This window comes from Micromonospora musae, assembly GCF_003626635.1.
GTDB classification, from domain to species: domain Bacteria; phylum Actinomycetota; class Actinomycetes; order Mycobacteriales; family Micromonosporaceae; genus Micromonospora; species Micromonospora musae.
In genome coordinates this window covers 571409-587184 of record NZ_RAZT01000003.1, presented here as the reverse complement: position 1 = coordinate 587184, position 15776 = coordinate 571409, and the positions used below count along the sequence as shown (strand labels likewise).

The 15776-nt window shown below is 74.2% G+C and carries 15 protein-coding genes and 1 pseudogene; 4 read left to right on the top strand and 12 right to left on the bottom strand.

The window, feature by feature from the left end:
- Positions 1 to 38: 38 nt before the first annotated feature.
- Together D7044_RS08515 and D7044_RS08510 are read right to left on the bottom strand one after the other, a co-directional pair.
- Positions 39 to 977 (bottom strand): alpha/beta fold hydrolase, encoded by a 939-nt coding sequence (locus D7044_RS08515; protein WP_120688449.1) that lies wholly within the window; start codon positions 975 to 977, stop codon positions 39 to 41.
- 263 nt (positions 978 to 1240) lie between these two features.
- Positions 1241 to 1570 carry a hypothetical protein gene (locus tag D7044_RS08510; protein WP_120678578.1) on the bottom strand — a complete coding sequence of 110 codons (330 nt, stop codon included), beginning with the start codon at positions 1568 to 1570 and terminating at the stop codon, positions 1241 to 1243.
- A 319-nt stretch (positions 1571 to 1889) separates the two neighbouring features.
- Here D7044_RS08510 and D7044_RS08505 point away from each other — a divergent pair, with 319 nt between their 5' ends.
- Positions 1890 to 2381 carry a DUF3145 domain-containing protein gene (locus tag D7044_RS08505; RefSeq protein WP_120678576.1) on the top strand — a complete coding sequence of 164 codons (492 nt, stop codon included), beginning with the start codon at positions 1890 to 1892 and terminating at the stop codon, positions 2379 to 2381.
- A 96-nt stretch (positions 2382 to 2477) separates the two neighbouring features.
- Positions 2478 to 4208, top strand: a complete 1731-nt coding sequence (locus D7044_RS08500; RefSeq protein ID WP_411710973.1) for a glycoside hydrolase family 3 protein — start codon at positions 2478 to 2480, stop codon at positions 4206 to 4208.
- Positions 4209 to 4213: 5 nt separating this feature from the next.
- Here D7044_RS08500 and D7044_RS08495 read toward each other — a convergent pair whose 3' ends face one another.
- Together D7044_RS08495 and D7044_RS08490 are read right to left on the bottom strand one after the other, a co-directional pair.
- A complete protein-coding gene (locus D7044_RS08495; RefSeq protein ID WP_147434605.1) occupies positions 4214 to 6046 on the bottom strand; it encodes a potassium channel family protein in 1833 nt (610 codons plus the stop codon).
- A 62-nt stretch (positions 6047 to 6108) separates the two neighbouring features.
- Complete coding sequence (locus D7044_RS08490; protein ID WP_120688446.1) at positions 6109 to 7008, bottom strand: helix-turn-helix domain-containing protein; 900 nt, start codon at positions 7006 to 7008, stop codon at positions 6109 to 6111.
- 95 nt (positions 7009 to 7103) lie between these two features.
- On the opposite strand from D7044_RS08490, the gene D7044_RS08485 reads away from it, so the two are divergent.
- Complete coding sequence (locus D7044_RS08485; RefSeq protein ID WP_120678568.1) at positions 7104 to 7322, top strand: hypothetical protein; 219 nt, start codon at positions 7104 to 7106, stop codon at positions 7320 to 7322.
- A gap of 74 nt (positions 7323 to 7396) precedes the next feature.
- On the opposite strand, the gene fabF is transcribed toward D7044_RS08485, so the two are convergent.
- The 7 genes and pseudogenes from fabF to D7044_RS08450 form a co-directional block, all read right to left on the bottom strand.
- Positions 7397 to 8623 carry a beta-ketoacyl-ACP synthase II gene (gene fabF, locus D7044_RS08480; RefSeq protein WP_120678566.1) on the bottom strand — a complete coding sequence of 409 codons (1227 nt, stop codon included), beginning with the start codon at positions 8621 to 8623 and terminating at the stop codon, positions 7397 to 7399.
- Positions 8624 to 8625: 2 nt separating this feature from the next.
- Positions 8626 to 8865, bottom strand: coding sequence for an acyl carrier protein (locus D7044_RS08475; RefSeq protein ID WP_120678564.1), 240 nt, complete (start codon positions 8863 to 8865; stop codon positions 8626 to 8628).
- A gap of 86 nt (positions 8866 to 8951) precedes the next feature.
- Positions 8952 to 9896, bottom strand: coding sequence for a beta-ketoacyl-ACP synthase III (locus D7044_RS08470; protein WP_120678562.1), 945 nt, complete (start codon positions 9894 to 9896; stop codon positions 8952 to 8954).
- A gap of 136 nt (positions 9897 to 10032) precedes the next feature.
- Positions 10033 to 10941: pseudogene (locus D7044_RS08465) on the bottom strand (ACP S-malonyltransferase); the annotation flags it as partial.
- A gap of 78 nt (positions 10942 to 11019) precedes the next feature.
- Positions 11020 to 12297 (bottom strand): PucR family transcriptional regulator, encoded by a 1278-nt coding sequence (locus D7044_RS08460; RefSeq protein WP_120678558.1) that lies wholly within the window; start codon positions 12295 to 12297, stop codon positions 11020 to 11022.
- 77 nt (positions 12298 to 12374) lie between these two features.
- The gene (locus D7044_RS08455; RefSeq protein WP_325050660.1) at positions 12375 to 13145 is read right to left on the bottom strand and encodes a response regulator transcription factor; all 771 of its coding nucleotides are present in this window, start codon (positions 13143 to 13145) and stop codon (positions 12375 to 12377) included.
- Positions 13142 to 14338: a sensor histidine kinase gene (locus D7044_RS08450; RefSeq protein ID WP_120688444.1), complete on the bottom strand. Its 1197-nt coding sequence runs from the start codon at positions 14336 to 14338 to the stop codon at positions 13142 to 13144. Before D7044_RS08450 ends, D7044_RS08455 begins: the two co-directional genes overlap by 4 nt.
- A gap of 210 nt (positions 14339 to 14548) precedes the next feature.
- On the opposite strand from D7044_RS08450, the gene D7044_RS33390 reads away from it, so the two are divergent.
- Complete coding sequence (locus D7044_RS33390) at positions 14549 to 14920, top strand: hypothetical protein (protein ID WP_120688443.1); 372 nt, start codon at positions 14549 to 14551, stop codon at positions 14918 to 14920.
- Between the two features lie 69 nt (positions 14921 to 14989).
- Here the strand turns inward: D7044_RS33390 and D7044_RS08440 are convergent, their stop codons facing one another.
- Complete coding sequence (locus D7044_RS08440; protein ID WP_120688442.1) at positions 14990 to 15640, bottom strand: hypothetical protein; 651 nt, start codon at positions 15638 to 15640, stop codon at positions 14990 to 14992.
- Positions 15641 to 15776: the final 136 nt, after the last annotated feature.

Below are 15776 nucleotides of genomic sequence, written 5' to 3'. Positions count from 1 at the left end.
GGCGGCACCACGTCGCCAGGTGCGCCCGTCGCGCCTCGTCAGGCCGGCGAGGCGGGGGTGAGCCGCCCGGCGGGCCGTGGCCGATCGAGCACTTGGCGGAGCACCCCGAGCAGGGCGGAGTTCACCTCGTCCGGGCGCTCCATCATGAGCATGTGCCCGGCGCCGGGGCAGACGGTCAGCTCGGTGTTCGGCAGCACCGCCGCGATCGACTCGGCGCACGGTGGCGGGGTGAGCCGGTCCCGGTCCCCGACGAGGGCGGCAGCGGGCAGGTGGGCCAGCTGGGCGAGGGTGTCGAGGCGGTGCTGCGCGCCGATGGAGGCGCGGAACCCACCTATCGAGCGGAGCGTGGCGCGCGCCACCGACGAGGTGACCAGCCGGATGTCGGCCGGGTCGCACGTCTCGCCGAAGAGCAGCCACCGGATGCTGGGACGCAACGCGCGCAGCAGCGCCAGCGGCGGCCGCCACGATCCGCAGCGCGCCAGTACGCCGGCGCCGGTGGTCTCGGCGAGCCGGATCAGCCGGGTGATGCGGGACGAGAGCCCGTAGACGGTGTGCGTGTGCCCCTCGGCGGTGGTCGAGACGAAGGCGAGACCGGCGGTACGCGCCGCGAAGTGCTCGGGATGCCGATGCGCGTACTCCATGATCGTCATACCGCCGAGGGAGTGCCCGACCAGGACGATCCGGCCGGTCGGGGCCGTCGCCTCGATCACCGTGGCGAGATCGTCACCGAGCTGGGCCAGGGTGGCCGTGCGCAGCGGCATGCAGCTGGAGCGGCCGTGGCCGCGTGCGTCGTACGCGACCAGCCGCACCGCCGTGCCGGCCGCCTCGCCCAGCGCGGCGAGTTGCCGGTGCCAGCTCCGGCCGTCGAGCGTCCAGCCGTGCAGCAGGATCACCGTGACCTCGGCGTCGACCGCCCCGGAGGTCTCGACGTGCAGGCGCACCCCCTCGTCGAGGCGCACCTCAGACTGCTCCGGCATCGCCGCCTCCCCGGGCCGCCCGGATCCCGCCACCGGGGTACCCGGTGGTGACACCGGCTACCCCGCATGACACCACGCCAACCCTCGCGACGGAAAGAGCCCGCGCCCGGCGGCGGCCCGCACCTGTCGATCATGAGGTTGGCGGCGGTTCCGGCGATCCGTCAACCGGCTGAGGGCGGGGAGAGGGGGAAGGTGGGGGGACGCAGAACCGCCCGCCGGGATGTCCCGACGGGCGGTTACGTGTTGCTCAGCGAGAGGGCTGCTCAGCCCTCGAAGACGCCGGCCTCGACCAGGCGCTTCTCGGTCGCGTCCCAGCCGTCGCCGGGGTGCACCTCGGCCAGCGTGTTCAGCTCGGCGCGGATCTTGGTGGCGTGGCCGGCGGCGGCCAGCACCCGGATCTCCTCGACGAAGGCCTCGGAGTCGGTGCGCAGGTGCGCGGTCTTGCCGTTGGTCAGGTTCCGCACGTAGGCGTGCTTGCCGCCGTTGAGCGGGATGAGGTACTTGAACTCGCCCAGCACGCTGAGGGCGCCACCCTGGCCAGCCTGGCCGGCCCGGACGGACGCGCGCGCGGTCTTAGAGGTGTTGCTCGCCACGGAGGTACTCCTTGCAAGACGTACGGGAGGACTGGAACGTCCGGGGGCTGTGCGGACGACTCCGGATGGATGGGCCCGCAGAAGTTGTGCGCGGCACAAGCCGCCGATGAAACTGTACACGAACACGATCCCTGGCTGGTCATCGCGCCGTCGTGGGTTCCAACGGCGGCCACCCTTGCGGCTATTCCGGCGGCTCTTCCCGGTGAATTTTCCGATTCCCTGGCGCACCGTCCGTCACAGGAGTCATCATGTGTCACAGGAACCACTCGGGTGGTCGAGGTCGTAGGGGAAGACGCACCTCGCTCTCCGGGAGGTCACCGTGCCAACGCGTGGCGTCGTATACGTCCACTCGACCCCGCTCGCCGTGTGCTCACACGTCGAGTGGGCGATCGCGCGCGTCCTTGCCGCGCCGGTCAACCTGCAGTGGACTGCACAACCCGTCGATCCCGGCGTCCGCCGGGCCGAGTGCGGGTGGACCGGTCGTCCGGGAACGGGCGCCGAGCTGGCTGCTGCCCTTCGGCAGTGGCCCATGATCCGTTTCGAGGTGACTGAGGAGCCGAGTCCCGGGGCCGACGGCGAGCGCTTCATGCACGTGCCGGGCCGAGGGCTCTTCCGGGCCACCGTCGGCGCGGCCGGTGACATCCAGCTGGGCGAGGACCGGCTACGCAGCATCCTGGCGACCGCCCGCGCCCCGGAGGCGATCACGCACGCGATCGAGAAGGCGCTCGGCGCCGCCTGGGACGCGGAGCTGGAGCCCTACCGCCACGCCGGCGACGGCGCCCCGGTGACGCTGCTCACCCGGGTCGGCTGAGGGGCCCCCGCCACGCGTATATCCGGTGTCGGCTGGCGGCCCTCACGGCCCAGCCGGGATGGACCGGGTTGCCCCGATACGCGGTGAACTGGTGGGATAGGTGGCGTGTCCCTTCGCCCCCGCCGCACCGTCGTCGCCGTAGCAGCCCTGGCCGCTCTGCTCCTCTCCGGTTGCTCGGGGTCCCCGCAGCAGCCGTCCTCCTCGTCCGCTCCGTCCTCCCCGTCGGCGCCGCCGAGCGGCGACCCGGCGGCCGGCGACCCGGCGGCCCGCGCCGCCGCCCTGGTCGCCACCCTCCCGGACGAGGACCTCGTCGGCCAGGTGCTGATGCCCTACGCCTACGGCAGCGCGGCCGACGACGTCTCGGCCGGCTCGGCCGCCGGCAACCAGGGGCTCGCCGGGGTGGACACCCCCGCCCAGATGATCGCCAAGTACCGCCTCGGCGGGCTCATCCTGGTCGGCTTCAGCGCCGACGACCCGACCCAGGGCAACCAGGAGACCACCAACGTCGACAGCGCGAAACAGGTCCGGGAGCTGACCACGGGGCTGCGCGGCGCCGCGGCCAAGCTGCCCACCGGCGCCGCGCCGTTCCTGATCGGCACCGACCAGGAGTTCGGCGTGGTGACCCGGATCACCGACCGGGTGACCGTGCTGCCCAGCGCCCTGGCCGCCGGGGCGGCGGGCGATCCGGCCCTGACGGAGGCGGCCTGGCGGGCCGCCGGCAGCGAACTGGCCGCGCTGGGGATCAACCTGGACTTCGCGCCCGTCGCCGATGTGCTCGCCACCCGCAGCACCGTGATCGGTTCCCGCTCGTTCGGCTCCGACCAGGGGCGCGTCTCGCCGCAGGTGGCCGCCGCGGTCCGCGGCCTGCAGAGCGCGGGGGTGGCGGCCACCCTGAAGCACTTCCCGGGACACGGGCACAGCGCCGACGACTCCCACAAGGAGCTGCCGGCGCTCACCCAGTCGCGGGCGAAGCTGGAGGCCGAGGCGTGGCCGCCGTTCAAGGCAGGCATCGACGCGGGCACCATGGCGGTGATGTCCGCTCACCTCGACGCGAGGTCGGTCGACCCGGGCACGCCGGCGACCTTCTCGCACAAGCTCCTCACCGACGTGCTCCGCGGTCAGCTCGGCTTCCAGGGCGTCGTCATCACCGACGGCATGAACATGGCGCCGGCCAAGCGCTGGTCACCCGGGGAGGCCGCGGTGCGTGCCCTCAAGGCCGGCAACGACCTCATCCTGATGACCCCCAACGTCGGCCAGGCGTACGACGGTCTGCTCGCCGCGCTGCGCGACGGGTCGCTGCCCCGGGCCCGGCTCGTCGACGCGGTGACCCACGTGCTGACCATGAAGTTCCGCCTCGCCGGCACGACGGCGCCGGAGATGTCGACGCTGGACGACCCGGCGCACCGGGCGGCGGCCGACGCGCTCGCCGCCGCGGCGGTGACGGTCCTCCGCGGCTCCTGCGACGGCACCCCGATCCCCGGGCCGGTGACCGTCACCTCCTCCGACGGCCGGGACCACACGCGGAGCCTGCTGACCGACGCGCTGAAGGCGGCCGGGGTGCGGGTGGTGCCCGAGGGCGGCACCGTCGTGCACCTGGTCGGCTACGGCGACGGCACCGGCGACCTGCGCGCCGACGCGGCCGTGACGGTCGCCATGGACACCCCGTACGTGCTGGCCAAGGCGAAGTCGCCGACGCTGCTGGCGACCTACTCGTCCAGCCGGGCGGCCATGACCGGGCTGGCGGCGGTGCTCGCCGGCAAGGCCCGCCCCGGCGGCCGCTCCCCGGTGACCGTCTCGGGCCTGCCGGCGTCCACCTGCACCAGCTGAGCCGGTCAGGGTCCGGTAGCCGCCGGGGCGTCCGGGTCGGAGAGATCCGCCGGCCGGTGCCGCGCCTGCGTGCCCAGCAGGCGCAACGGCGGCGGCTCGACCAGCGCGGGCGGGTCCGCGCTGGGTACCGCGCGGGGGAGCAGCGCGGCGAGACCGGCCCGGGTCGCCACCACGACGAGCCGGTCGGTGCGGACCAGCGGGCGTCGTCGCGGCAGCGCCCAGATCGTCTGCCCGGCCCGGCCGGTACGCATCGCGATCACCCGGACCTCGCCCGGGCGTGAGAGGTCGGGGCAGAACCGTCCCTCGAGATCCGAGCCCGCGCCGACCGGCAGCTCCGCGACGAGCAGCAGGTGCCGGCCGATCGGGATGGTGTCGATCACCTCCCGGCCCATCATGGCGGCCGCGAACGCCGGTGCGGCGAGGTACGACACGCTGCGCGAGTGGGTCAGCCCGAAGGTCCGCTGCACCCGCTGGGCGAAACCGTCGTCGAAGAGCCGGAGCACGACCCGCAGCGACCCGTCCGGTTGACCGGAGGCCGCCCGGGCGGTGGCGTGCGCCGACCGACCCGACAGGGCGGTCTCCAGGTTCGTCATGTCGTCGCTGGTGAGCACCACCAGCGCCCGGCAGGTCTGCACCGATGCGGCGCGGAGCGTCTCGGGACTCGTCGCGTCCCCGATGATCACGGGCAGCCCCAACTCGCGCCCCACGGCCACCCCGCGTGCCGACTCCGTACGGTCGATGCCGACCACCGGCAGGCCCGACGAGTGCAGCTCCTGGAGCACCCGGGTGCCGATGTTGCCCAGGCCGACCACGATCACGTGCTCCGCGACCGGGTCGACCAGCCCGCCCGCCGCCACCCTGAGCCGGGCGTGCACGAGCGCGTCGACGACCAGCGCGGTCACCGTGGGCACGATGGCGACACCCGAGAGCACCAGGACGACCGCGGTCACCTTCTCGGCGAGCGGGGCCGCCGGGTCGGCCTCGGCGCCGCCCAGCGCGGTGAGCAGCACGAGGTAGGCCGCCTCGGCCGGGGCCAGGCCACGGACGTACCCGAGCACCGCGCCGGCGGCCGTGAAGAGCAGGGCCATGCCGGCCAGGGCCAGCCGCAGGTTGCGCCCGAAGACCAGGGCGGTGGTACGCAGCAGCCGTTGCCGGCGTCGCGGCAGCGGCTCGGCGCGGGGGCGACCGTACGCCCGGACGAGGACCAGGTCCGCCTCGTCCTCGTCCGCGGGCAGCCGCACCAGCTCGGGCCCGCCGGTGTCCGCCAGCCCGCAGACGACCTCGGCGGACTCGTCGAGGGTGCGCCGGTCGGCCACGCGGACGAGTTCGTCGTCGGGTAGCCGCAGGTACGCCGAGGCCTCGTCGCCCAGGGTGGCGGCCACGAACGCCGGGGCGGCGATCTCGGAGCCGGAGAGGACGGCGCAGTCGCCCAGCATGGTGGCGACACCCTCGCCGAGGACCGGATTGAAGAGCCGGACCACCAACCGTACGTCCGGGTCCAGCTCCCGGACGATCGTCGCACCGTCCACGTTGGTGACGTCGTCGTCGGCGACCAACGCCACCGCCGCCGCCCGTGCCACCCCGGCGCGTCGCAGCACCTCCGCGGTCAGCCGGCGGGCCACCAGGACCTCCGGCCGCAGCTCCGGCCGGCCGGTCCGCGGCCCGAACTCCGCGATGTCGGGGGCGTGGTTGTCGTTCAGCGACGGCAGGACCACCGTGACCGGCAGCCCGTACCGGTCGACGAGTTCTCCCACCAGCCGGTGGGCCAGCGCGCCGTCGCCGCAGACGACGAAGCGCTGCCCGGAGGGCTCGGGCGGCGGGTTGGTGTCGTCGGACACGGCGGCATCGTAGTCGCTCGATTCGACGTCCGGGCAACGAGAAAGCGAAGCGTCCGCCCGCGTCAGCTCCGCGCGCGCAGCGCGGCGATCAACCACTCCACCGGCGGGACGGCCGGCGGGAACGGCTCCCGGCCGTTGAGCACCCCGATCAGCTGCCAGTACCGCTCCACCCGTCGGTCGGTGAAGGTGGCGAGGGAGTCGGCCAACTCCCGCCGCTGCTCCGGGGTGAGCGCCCGGTCCACCATCTCGTCGAGCACCGCCTGCCCCTCGGCCGAGGCCGGCTCGGTCCCGGCGGTCAGCGCGGCCCGTGCCAGGTCGAGCCGCGTCATCGGCTCCGGTGGGGGCGCCGGCTCCCCGGTCGTACCGGCCACCGCCATCTCGCGCACCCGGCGGCGGAAGTCCGGGTCGGCCACCAGCTCGGCCAGCTCCAGCCAGGCGTCCACCTCCTCGTCGGTGGGCTCGTCGGGCAGCTCTGCGGGGAGCGCGCGCATCGCCTGCGCCAGCCCGGCCGGGGGGCCGTCGACGCCGGCGAACACCTCGGCCACGAAGTCGTCGATGATCTGCTGCCGCTCCCGTGCGGAGAGCCGGGCCAGGTCGCTCATGAGTCTCAACTCCTCGGTCGTACTGCCACGTCGGGTGATCGACCGCAGCACCGCCCGACGCAGCCGCAGCGTCCGGAACTCGGCGTCCAGCGCCCGCAGGTGCGCCCGCGCCACGTCCTGCACGCTCGCCTGCCGATCCAGGATCCGGCGTACGTCGTCCAGGCCGATGCCCAGCTCCCGCAGGCTGCCCAACAGCTCCAGCCGGGCCACCGCGGCCAGGTCGTAGCGCCGGTAGCCGGCGGCCGAACGGGCCGTCGGCGGCACCAGCCCCAGGTCTGACCAGAACCGGATGGTTCGGACGGTGAGACCGGTCCGGCGGGCGAGTTCTCCGATGCCGAACAGGTCGGTGCGCTCGTTCACAGTGGTCAGCCTCCCGTCTCCAGCCGCTGGAGAGTCAACCCGGTCGGCGCAGAATCAGGTCGCGCGGTCCGCGGGGCTCCTGTCACCCTCATCGGATGGCGGAGGCGGCGGGATTCCGGTACGTCGAACGGGCCGACGGCACCGTGGTGATCTGGCACCACGGGCGGACCGCCGGCACCCTGCGCGGCGGTCGGGCCGCGCGGTTCCTCGCCGAGGTCGACGACGACCCGCAGCTGGTGATGGCGCGGTGGACCGGCAACTACCGTCGAGGCAACGAGCGGACCGCGCAGCGACACCCGCGCAACCAGGGCTGACGACGAGCAAGGGCCCGCGCTATGTGAGCGCGGGCCCTTGACGGGTACCAGTCGTTACCGGGGGCGGACCGTGCTCAGACCCGGGTGAAGACGAGCGCCACGTTGTGCCCACCGAAGCCGAACGCGTTGTTCAGCGCGGCGGGGACCTCCATGTTGCGCGCCTTGTGCGCGGCCACGTCCAGGGTGAGAGCCTCGTCCGGGTCGTCGAGGTTGATCGTCGGAGGAACGACACCGTCGCGGATGGCGAGGATGGTGGCGATCGACTCGAGCGCGCCGGCCGCACCGAGCAGGTGCCCGGTCATCGACTTGGTCGCGGAGAGCACCGGATGGTCGCCGAGCGCCTTGCGCAGCGCGCCGATCTCCAACATGTCGCCGATCGGGGTCGACGTGGCGTGCGCGTTGACGTGCACGATGTCCTGCTTCGCGACACCCGAGTCGGCGATCGCCTTCGAGATCGCCCGGATCGCGCCCTCGCCCTCGTTGTGCGGCTGCACGATGTCGAAGGCGTCGGAGGTGATGCCGGCGCCGGCCACCCGCGCGTACACGTGGGCCCCACGGGCAGCCGCGTGGTCGGCCCGCTCCAGGACGAGGACGCCCGCGCCCTCGCCGAGGACGAAGCCGTCCCGACCCTTGTCCCACGGCCGGGAGGCCTTCTCCGGCTCGTCGTTGCGGGTCGACATCGCCCGCATCGAGGCGAAGCCGGCGATCGGCAGCGGGTGGACGACCGCCTCGGTACCACCGGCGACCACCACGTCGGCCCGGCCGGAGCGGATGATGTCCAGGCCGAGCGCGATCGCCTCCGCACCGGTCGCGCAGGCGCTGGCCATCGAGTGCACGCCGGCCTTGGCGCCGACCTCGATCCCGACCCAGGCGGCCGGGCCGTTCGGCATCAGCATCGGCACGGTGTGCGGAGACACCCGACGCGGCCCGGAGGCCTCCAGGATGTCGTCCTGGGCGAGCAGGGTGGTCGCGCCGCCGATGCCGGAGCCGACGCTCACCGCCAGCCGCTCCGGGTCCAGCCCGGAGCCGGCCAGCCCGGCGTCCGCCCAGGCCTGCTGCGCCGCGATGAGGGCGATCGCCTCGGAGCGGTCCAGCCGGCGCAGCCGGACCCGGTCCAGCACCTCCGAAGGCTCGACGGCGAGCTGTGCGGCGATCTGGACCGGCAGTTGCGCCGCCCACTCCTGGGTGAGCGGACTCACCCCGGAGCGGCCGGCGACCATGGCGTCCCAGGTCGACGCGACGTCCCCGCCGAGCGGGGTCGTCGCGCCGAGCCCGGTGACGACGACGTCGGGGCGAGTCATGATCAGGACTGCGCCTCGATGTAGCTGACCGCGTCACCGACGGTCTTGAGGTTCTGCACCTCGTTGTCCGGGATCTTGACGCCGAACTTCTCCTCGGCCGCCACGACGACCTCCACCATGGAGAGCGAGTCGACGTCCAGGTCGTCGGTGAAGGACTTCCCCTCGGCCACGTCGTCCGGGTTCACCCCGGCAACCTCCTCGAGGATCTCGGCGAGGCCGGCGGTGATCTCTTCACGGGTCATTGCTGTCGGTTCCTCTCATCGGGTTGATCTCGTCGGGCGGCCTCGCCGCCGACGTTTCGGCTCGACGCTGCGCGCCGAGTCGGGTCTCAGGGGCAGCGGACGACCTGACCCGCGTAGGTCAGGCCGCCGCCGAAGCCGAAGAGCAGCACCGGGGCCCCGGACGGGATCTCCCGCCGCTCGACGAGCTTGGACAGGGCCAGCGGCACGCTCGCCGCCGAGGTGTTGCCGGACTCGACGATGTCCTTCGCGATGATCGCGTCCGGGATGTCGAGCCGCTTCGCGATGCCGTCGATGATCCGGGCGTTCGCCTGGTGCGGCACGAACGCGGCCAGCTCCGACGGGGCCACCCCGGCCCGCTCGCAGGCCTGCAGGGCCAGCGGGGCGAGCGCGGTCGTCGCCCAGCGGAAGACCGTCTGTCCCTCCTGCTGCACGTACGCGCGCCAGCCCTCGATCCGGACCGCGTCGCTCTTCTCGGGCACCGAGCCCCAGAGCACCGGGCCGACCCCGGTGGGCTCGTCGTCGCCGGTGGCGGTGACGACCGCGGCGCCCGCCCCGTCACCGAAGATGATGCAGGTCGAGCGGTCGGTCCAGTCGGTGAAGTCGGAGAGCTTCTCCGCGCCGATGACGATCGCGTTGCGCGCCGCACCGGCCCGGATCGCGTGGTCGACCGTGCCGAGCGCGTACGAGAAGCCCGAGCAGGCGGTGTTGATGTCGTACGCCCCGGGCGCGTCGATGCCGAGCTTGGCGGCCACCCGGCAGGCCACGTTGGGGCTGCGGTCCACCGACGTGCAGGTGGCGACCACGACCAGGTCGATGTCGGCGGCGGTGAGGCCCGAGTTGGCCAGCGCCTTTCCGGCGGCGGCGGCGGCCATGTCGGCCACCGTCTCGTCACCGGCGATCCGCCGGGTGGCGATGCCGACCCGGTCGCGGATCCACTCGTCGCTCGTGTCGACCATCTGGGCGAGTTCGTCGTTGGTGACGACCCGCGAGGGCTGGTAGTGCCCCAGGGCGACGATCCGGCTTCCGGCCATCAGTTCCTGCCTTTCGTTCGCGACTGCGGGGCCCGCGGGATCGTCTCGTTCCTCGCGCTCGCCGTGGTGTCGTTCGTTCGGGGCCGCGGGATCCGCGGTCTCGGCTCGTTCCTCGCGCTCACCGACTCGCGCCGACCCGCGCGATCAGGTCACGCGCGGCGGGCAGGTCGTCCGGGGTGTTCAGGGTGACGATCTCCGGGACGTTGCCGCCCTTGAACTCCCGCTTGATCAGCCCGGCCAGCGTGCCGGCCGGCGGCAGTTCGATCACGCCGGTGACACCGAGGTCGGCGAGCGTACGCATGCAGAGATCCCAGCGGACCGGCGCGGTGACCTGGCGGACCAGGCGCTGCACCAGCTCCCCGCCGTGCTCGACGGCGGTGCCGTCGAAGTTGGAGAGCAGGACCCGGGCCGGGTCGGCCGGCGTGATCCCGCCGGCGATCGCGGCGAGCGCGTTCTCCGCCGGTGCCATGTACGGGGTGTGGAAAGCGCCGGCCACCTGGAGGCGGATGATCCGGGCCTTCGCCGGTGGCTCCGCGGCGAGCTTGTCGAGGTTCTCCAGCGCGCCGGCGGCGACGATCTGCCCGGTGCCGTTGCGGTTGGCCGGGTAGAGCCGGTGCGCCTCGATCGCGGCGATCACCTCGTCGGGGTCCCCGCCCAGCACGGCGGCCATCCCGGTCGGCTCCAGCGCGCAGGCGGCGGCCATCTCCCGGCCGCGTACGCCGGCCAGCGTGATCGCGGTCTCGGCGGAGAGCACGCCGGCGAGGGTGGCCGCGCCCAGCTCACCGACGCTGTGTCCGGCGGTGACCTGCACGTCGTTCATCGGCAGCTGCTCGGCGGCGAGCAGCGCGGCCGCCACCAGCAACGGCTGGGTGCGGGCGGTGTCCTTGATCTCGTCGGCGTCGGCCGCCGTGCCGAGGTGCACCAGATCGACCCCGGCGAGCGCCGACCACCAGCGCAGTCGCGCCTCAGCGCCGGGCAGATCCAACCAGGGGGTCAGGAAGCCGGGCTTCTGGGAACCCTGCCCGGGGGAAAGTACGGCCAGCACGACTACGACTCTTCCGGATACGCGCGGGTAGCGCTGTGCCGCCCTCGACCAAACCACACTAGAACCTTTGGTGGGATCCTACAAAGATCGGCGGTGATCATCACCTGTCTGTGACGTTTTGCCGACGCCTGGGCCCATTGTCTGAGTCGGGACTGGCGGGGCCACCGGGTCGAGCCGGCCGACCGTCAGCGCCACCTGGAGCCCGAACGCGTCCCGCGGGGTGAGCGGCGACAAGCCGGTCACCTCGGCGATCCGGCGCAGCCGGTACCGCACCGTGTTCGGGTGCACGAAGAGCGCCCGGGCGGCGCTCTCCAACGTGCCGCCGGCGGCGAAGAAGGCGTCCAACGTCTCCAACAGCTCGCCGCCGGCGCGGATCAGCACCCCGTACACGTCGTGCCGCAGTCGCCGGCGGGCCTCCGCGTCCCCCGCGAGAGCCCGCTCCGGCAGCAGATCGGTGGCGGCCACCGGCCGGGGAGCGCCCGGCCAGGCCGGCGCCGCCCGGAAGCCGGCCAGGGCGGCCCGGGCCGACTCGGTCGCCGCGTCGAGGCTCGGCACCGCCGGGCCGACCACCACCGGCCCCTCGCCGAACGCGCTGAGCAGCTTCCCGGTGGCCGTCAACGGATCGTCGGCGCCGCCGAGCACGACGACCAGCCGGTCCCCGTGCACCCCGCCGATCACCTCGGCGCCGATCCGACGGGCCTGTCGGTACACGGTGTGCAGCACGGCCGAGACCTCTCCGCCCGGGGAGCGCCCGACCGCCACCGCGACCGGCGGCGCGTCCGCCCAGCCCAGCGCGGCCGCGCGACTGGCCAGCACGTCCGGTGAGTCCCCCCGCAGCAGCGCGTCCACCAGCAGCGCCTGCAACCGGGCGTCCCACGCGCCGCGCGACTCGGCGGCGCGGGCGTACACCCGGGCGGCGGCGAAGGCGATCTCCCGGGAGAAGCGCAGCACCGCGTCGTGGAGCTGCTGCTGCTCGCCCTCCGCGGCGAGGTGGGGCACCTGCTCCTCGACGACGTCGATGGTCACCTTGATCAGTGCCACCGTCTGCTGGAGGGTGATCGAGCGGGCCAGCGCCTGCGGGGCGGCCGCGAAGACCTCGTCGGAGACCTCCTGCGTGCTGTCGGCGCTGCCGCCGCCGGAGCCGAGCCACTGCACCAACGAGCGGACGCCCGCCTGAGCGACCAGCATGACCCAGGAGCGCTGGTCGGCCGGGAGGGCGCGGAACCAGGGCAGCGTCTCGTCCATCCGGGCGACGCTCGCCGTGGCGAGAGCGCCCGCCGCCCGCTCGATGCGTCGCAGCGTGGCGGTCAAGTCTCCGTCGCCCGGCTCGTTCCCCACCACACCAGCCTGACACATGCGCTGACCAGCGCCGTCCCGGCGGTGGGCTGCGGGCGCCGCCGGGTGGGGCGGCCCGGTGCGGCGACGGCCGGCGGTCAGCCGGAGGGCGGCGCGGTCAGCCCCAGCTCCTGGGCCAGGATGGCCGCCTGCACCCGGCTGCGCAGCTCCAGCTTGGCCAGGATCCGACTCACGTGGGTCTTGGCGGTGCTCTCCGCCATCACCAGCCGGTCGGCGATCTGCTGGTTGGACAGGCCGAGGCCCAGGCAGGCCAGGACGTCGCGCTCCCGCCGGGTGAGCCCGTCCACCACGGCCCGGCTCGCGGCCGGGGCGGTGGACGCGAAGGCCCGGATCAGCCGCCGGGTCACCGCCGGCGCGATCACCCCCTCGCCCCGGGCCACCGCCCGCACCGCCGCCAGCAGGCCGGCCGCGTCGGTGTCCTTGAGCAGGAAGCCGGCGGCCCCGGCGCGCAGCGCGCCGAAGACGTACTCGTCGAGGTCGAAGGTGGTGAGCACCAGCACGTCGGCGAGCCCCTCGCCGACGATCTCCCGGGTCGCCGCGACCCCGTCCCGCCGCGGCATGCGGATGTCGAGCACCGCGACGTCCGGGCGCAGCTCGTGGCAGAGCCGTACCGCCTCGTCGCCGTCGCCGGCCTCGCCGACGACGTCGATGTCCGGCGCGGCGGCCAGGATCAGCCGCAGCCCCGCCCGGACCGCCGGCTGGTCGTCGGCGAGCACCACCCGCGCGGTCGGGCCGGTCGCCCCCGTCGGCGGGCCGGTGCCGTCGCCCGCCGGCTCCCCGACGGGGTCCATCCGCAGGGCGGCGGGGGGTTCGTCGGAAGGCGCCGGGTGGGCGCCGCGGACGGTCACGACGGCTGGCGGGCGGCCGGCAGGGCGGCCTGGACCCGCCAGCGGCCGTCCGTCGGGCCGGCGACGAACCGGCCGTCCAGCAGCACCGCCCGCTCCCGCATGCCGATCAGGCCGGCGCCCGCCCCGGGCAGCCCGCCCCGACCGACGCGGACCGGATTCTCGACAGTGACCAGCACCTCGGCCGACCGGTACGTGATCTCCAGATCGGCTTCACCGCTGCCGTGCTTGAGGGCGTTGGTCAGCGACTCCTGCACGATCCGGTACGCCGCGAGGTCGACGCCGACCGGCAGACCGTCCAGATTCCCCGTCGTGCTGACCCGGACGGCGAGCCCCGCGGCCCGGGCACGCTCCACCAGCCGGTCCAACTCGCCGAGCCGGGCCGGGACCGCCGCGTCGGGGTCACCGCCGTCCACGGCGGCCGGCTCCGCCGGTGCCCGCAGCACGCCGATCATCTGCCGCATCTCGGTCAGCCCCTGCACGCTGTTCTCCCGGATCACCCGCAGCGCCGAGTCGACCTGGCCCCGGTCGAGCCCCGGCACGGAGAGCGCGGCCGTGGCGTGGATGGCCACCGCGCTCAGATGGTTGGCGATCACGTCGTGCAGCTCACGGGCCATCCGGGCGCGCTCCGCGGCGACCGCCTGCCGCCGGTCCAGTTCGACGAGGCGGGCGGTCTGCTCGGCCCGGGCCCGCTCGGCCGCCGCCTGATCGCGGTACTGCCTAACGCTGATCCCGGTGAGCACGGGCATCACTCCGGCGAGTACGAACGGCGTACCGAACCCCACACCACGCCAGTTGCCGACCAGCAGTACGCCGAGCGCCATGCTCAGCACACTCAGTACGACGGTGACGCGCAGCAGCCACCGCCAGGTGCGCGGCGAGCCGTACACGCACGAGTCGTAGAGGACCTGGGTGTAGACGAGCACCGTGCCCAGGGAGGCGCCGAGCAGCAGGTCGGCCACGACCGCGACGGTGCCGACGGCGAGGCTGGCGCCGGTGGCGACACGGCGCAGCCCGACCGCGACGCAGGCCGCGACCAGGGGCGGCAGGAACAGCGCATCGGGTAGGCCCGGATCCCAGGAGAGCTGCCGTTGGATGCCCAGGGCGAACAGGAGCAGCCCGCCGACGAGCGACGTTCCGGCCAGCGCGAGGTCCCGGCCCCGGGTGCCGGAGCCGAGCCACGGGGGCAGTCGCATGGCCCGATCTCACCACATCGACAGCCGGTCACCCTCCGTCCACGGGAGGAGTCCCGGGCCCGTCCGACTCCGCCGAAGGTGGTACGCGAGGGCACTCCGCGCGGCGGGAGATCCTGGTACGCCCCGCAGAGCCGTCGGGAGCGGCCAGTACGGTGGCAGGGCACCTCGGCGCTACCGCCGAGGTGCGATCGCGAGTGTGAGGAGACCGGGATGGCGCAGGGGGAGGCCGATCACGGCTGCGCCCAGGGGGAGCCGTGCCGGCCGGGCCACGATCAGCAGGCGGCCGCGAAGCACCGTCGCCTGGGCGGTGGCGCGCCCTCTTTCCCGGCGGAGCCGGCCGCGGGGCGGTCGGGGCTGACCGAACCGGCGCCGGGACGGGGCGCCGAGCGGCCCGAGGAGGAGCCCGCCGTGCCACGGCAGCGGGCCGCCGAGCCGGCCCCACCCGTCGAACCGGAGCCGGTGTCGCCCCGCTCGGGGTGCCGGAGCGACCTGCCTGGTTGGGCCGGCGCGCACCGGCACGGCGCGGTCCGCCCACCGCTGCGCGGCACCCGTCATGAGCGCCCGCCGCGCCGCTGGTGCTGACCTGCCGTGATCTTCGACGACCGCCGCTCCCGCCGCCCCCGGTCAGGGCGGTCGGCGGGGCGGTGACGGTCAGCGGGTGCGGCGGCGGATCAGCAGCGCGATCCCGGCGAGGCCGGAGGTGATGACCAGCACCACCGCGACGTTCAGCAGCAGCAGGCGCTGAAGGTCGCCGAGCGCCTGGTCGATGTCCCGCGCGGGGTTGAGCGCGTCCTCCGGGATGACCCGCTCTCCGCCGCCCACGCCGCCGCTGACCGTGTCGTACTCGCGCTCCAGCGGGACGCCCGCGTTGCGCAGCGTCTCGGACATGGAGAGCCGGCCGAGGAACCAGCCGGCCTTGGTCTTGCGGGAGTCGGGCTGCTTGGCCGGGCGGTAGATTCGTGGCCCGCCGACGGCCTTCGGGTACAGGTCGTACGTCTGCTTCGGGGTGTCCCCGGCGAGCACGACGACGGTGTACTTCGGACCGAGGTCGGCCGGCTTCGGGCCGGTGGCCGCGCCGGTGCGGCCCAGGAAGTTGACCTGCTCGATCACCGCGGTGACGTGCGCCGGCTGGGCGTTCGCGCGCAGCTGCAACGGCGCCGAGAGGCCTGCTCCGGCGATGTCCACTCCGGGCGGTGGCGGCGGCTTCGGGGCGGCGTGCGCCGGGCCGGCGAAGCCGACCGACAGGGCGGCTGTGAGCGCGCCGGCCAGCACGGCGACGAGTCGCCTCACCTGTCGGACCATAGCCGCCTCCTCGCCCCGTTCGATGGCTGGCTCTGCTGCGCCGGAGACCTCATCGGCGGTGGCGACCCGGTCCGATGACCGGACGCCACCCTTCAAGACTCCGTGAGATGTCGATTGGTTGCAGCTCGTGGAACAG

Excerpts from the sequence above, each read along its gene's own strand:
- D7044_RS08485 (WP_120678568.1), top strand. The coding sequence starts at position 7,104 with ATGGCGGAGGCGGCGGGATTCCGGTACGTCGAACGGGCCGACGGCACC.
- D7044_RS08475 (WP_120678564.1), bottom strand. The coding sequence starts at position 8,865 with ATGACCCGTGAAGAGATCACCGCCGGCCTCGCCGAGATCCTCGAGGAG.
- D7044_RS08515 (WP_120688449.1), bottom strand. The coding sequence starts at position 977 with ATGCCGGAGCAGTCTGAGGTGCGCCTCGACGAGGGGGTGCGCCTGCAC.
- D7044_RS08470 (WP_120678562.1), bottom strand. The coding sequence starts at position 9,896 with ATGGCCGGAAGCCGGATCGTCGCCCTGGGGCACTACCAGCCCTCGCGG.
- D7044_RS08460 (WP_120678558.1), bottom strand. The coding sequence starts at position 12,297 with ATGTGTCAGGCTGGTGTGGTGGGGAACGAGCCGGGCGACGGAGACTTG.
- D7044_RS08440 (WP_120688442.1), bottom strand. The coding sequence starts at position 15,640 with ATGGTCCGACAGGTGAGGCGACTCGTCGCCGTGCTGGCCGGCGCGCTC.
- D7044_RS33390 (WP_120688443.1), top strand. The coding sequence starts at position 14,549 with ATGGCGCAGGGGGAGGCCGATCACGGCTGCGCCCAGGGGGAGCCGTGC.
- fabF (WP_120678566.1), bottom strand. The coding sequence starts at position 8,623 with ATGACTCGCCCCGACGTCGTCGTCACCGGGCTCGGCGCGACGACCCCG.
- D7044_RS08450 (WP_120688444.1), bottom strand. The coding sequence starts at position 14,338 with ATGCGACTGCCCCCGTGGCTCGGCTCCGGCACCCGGGGCCGGGACCTC.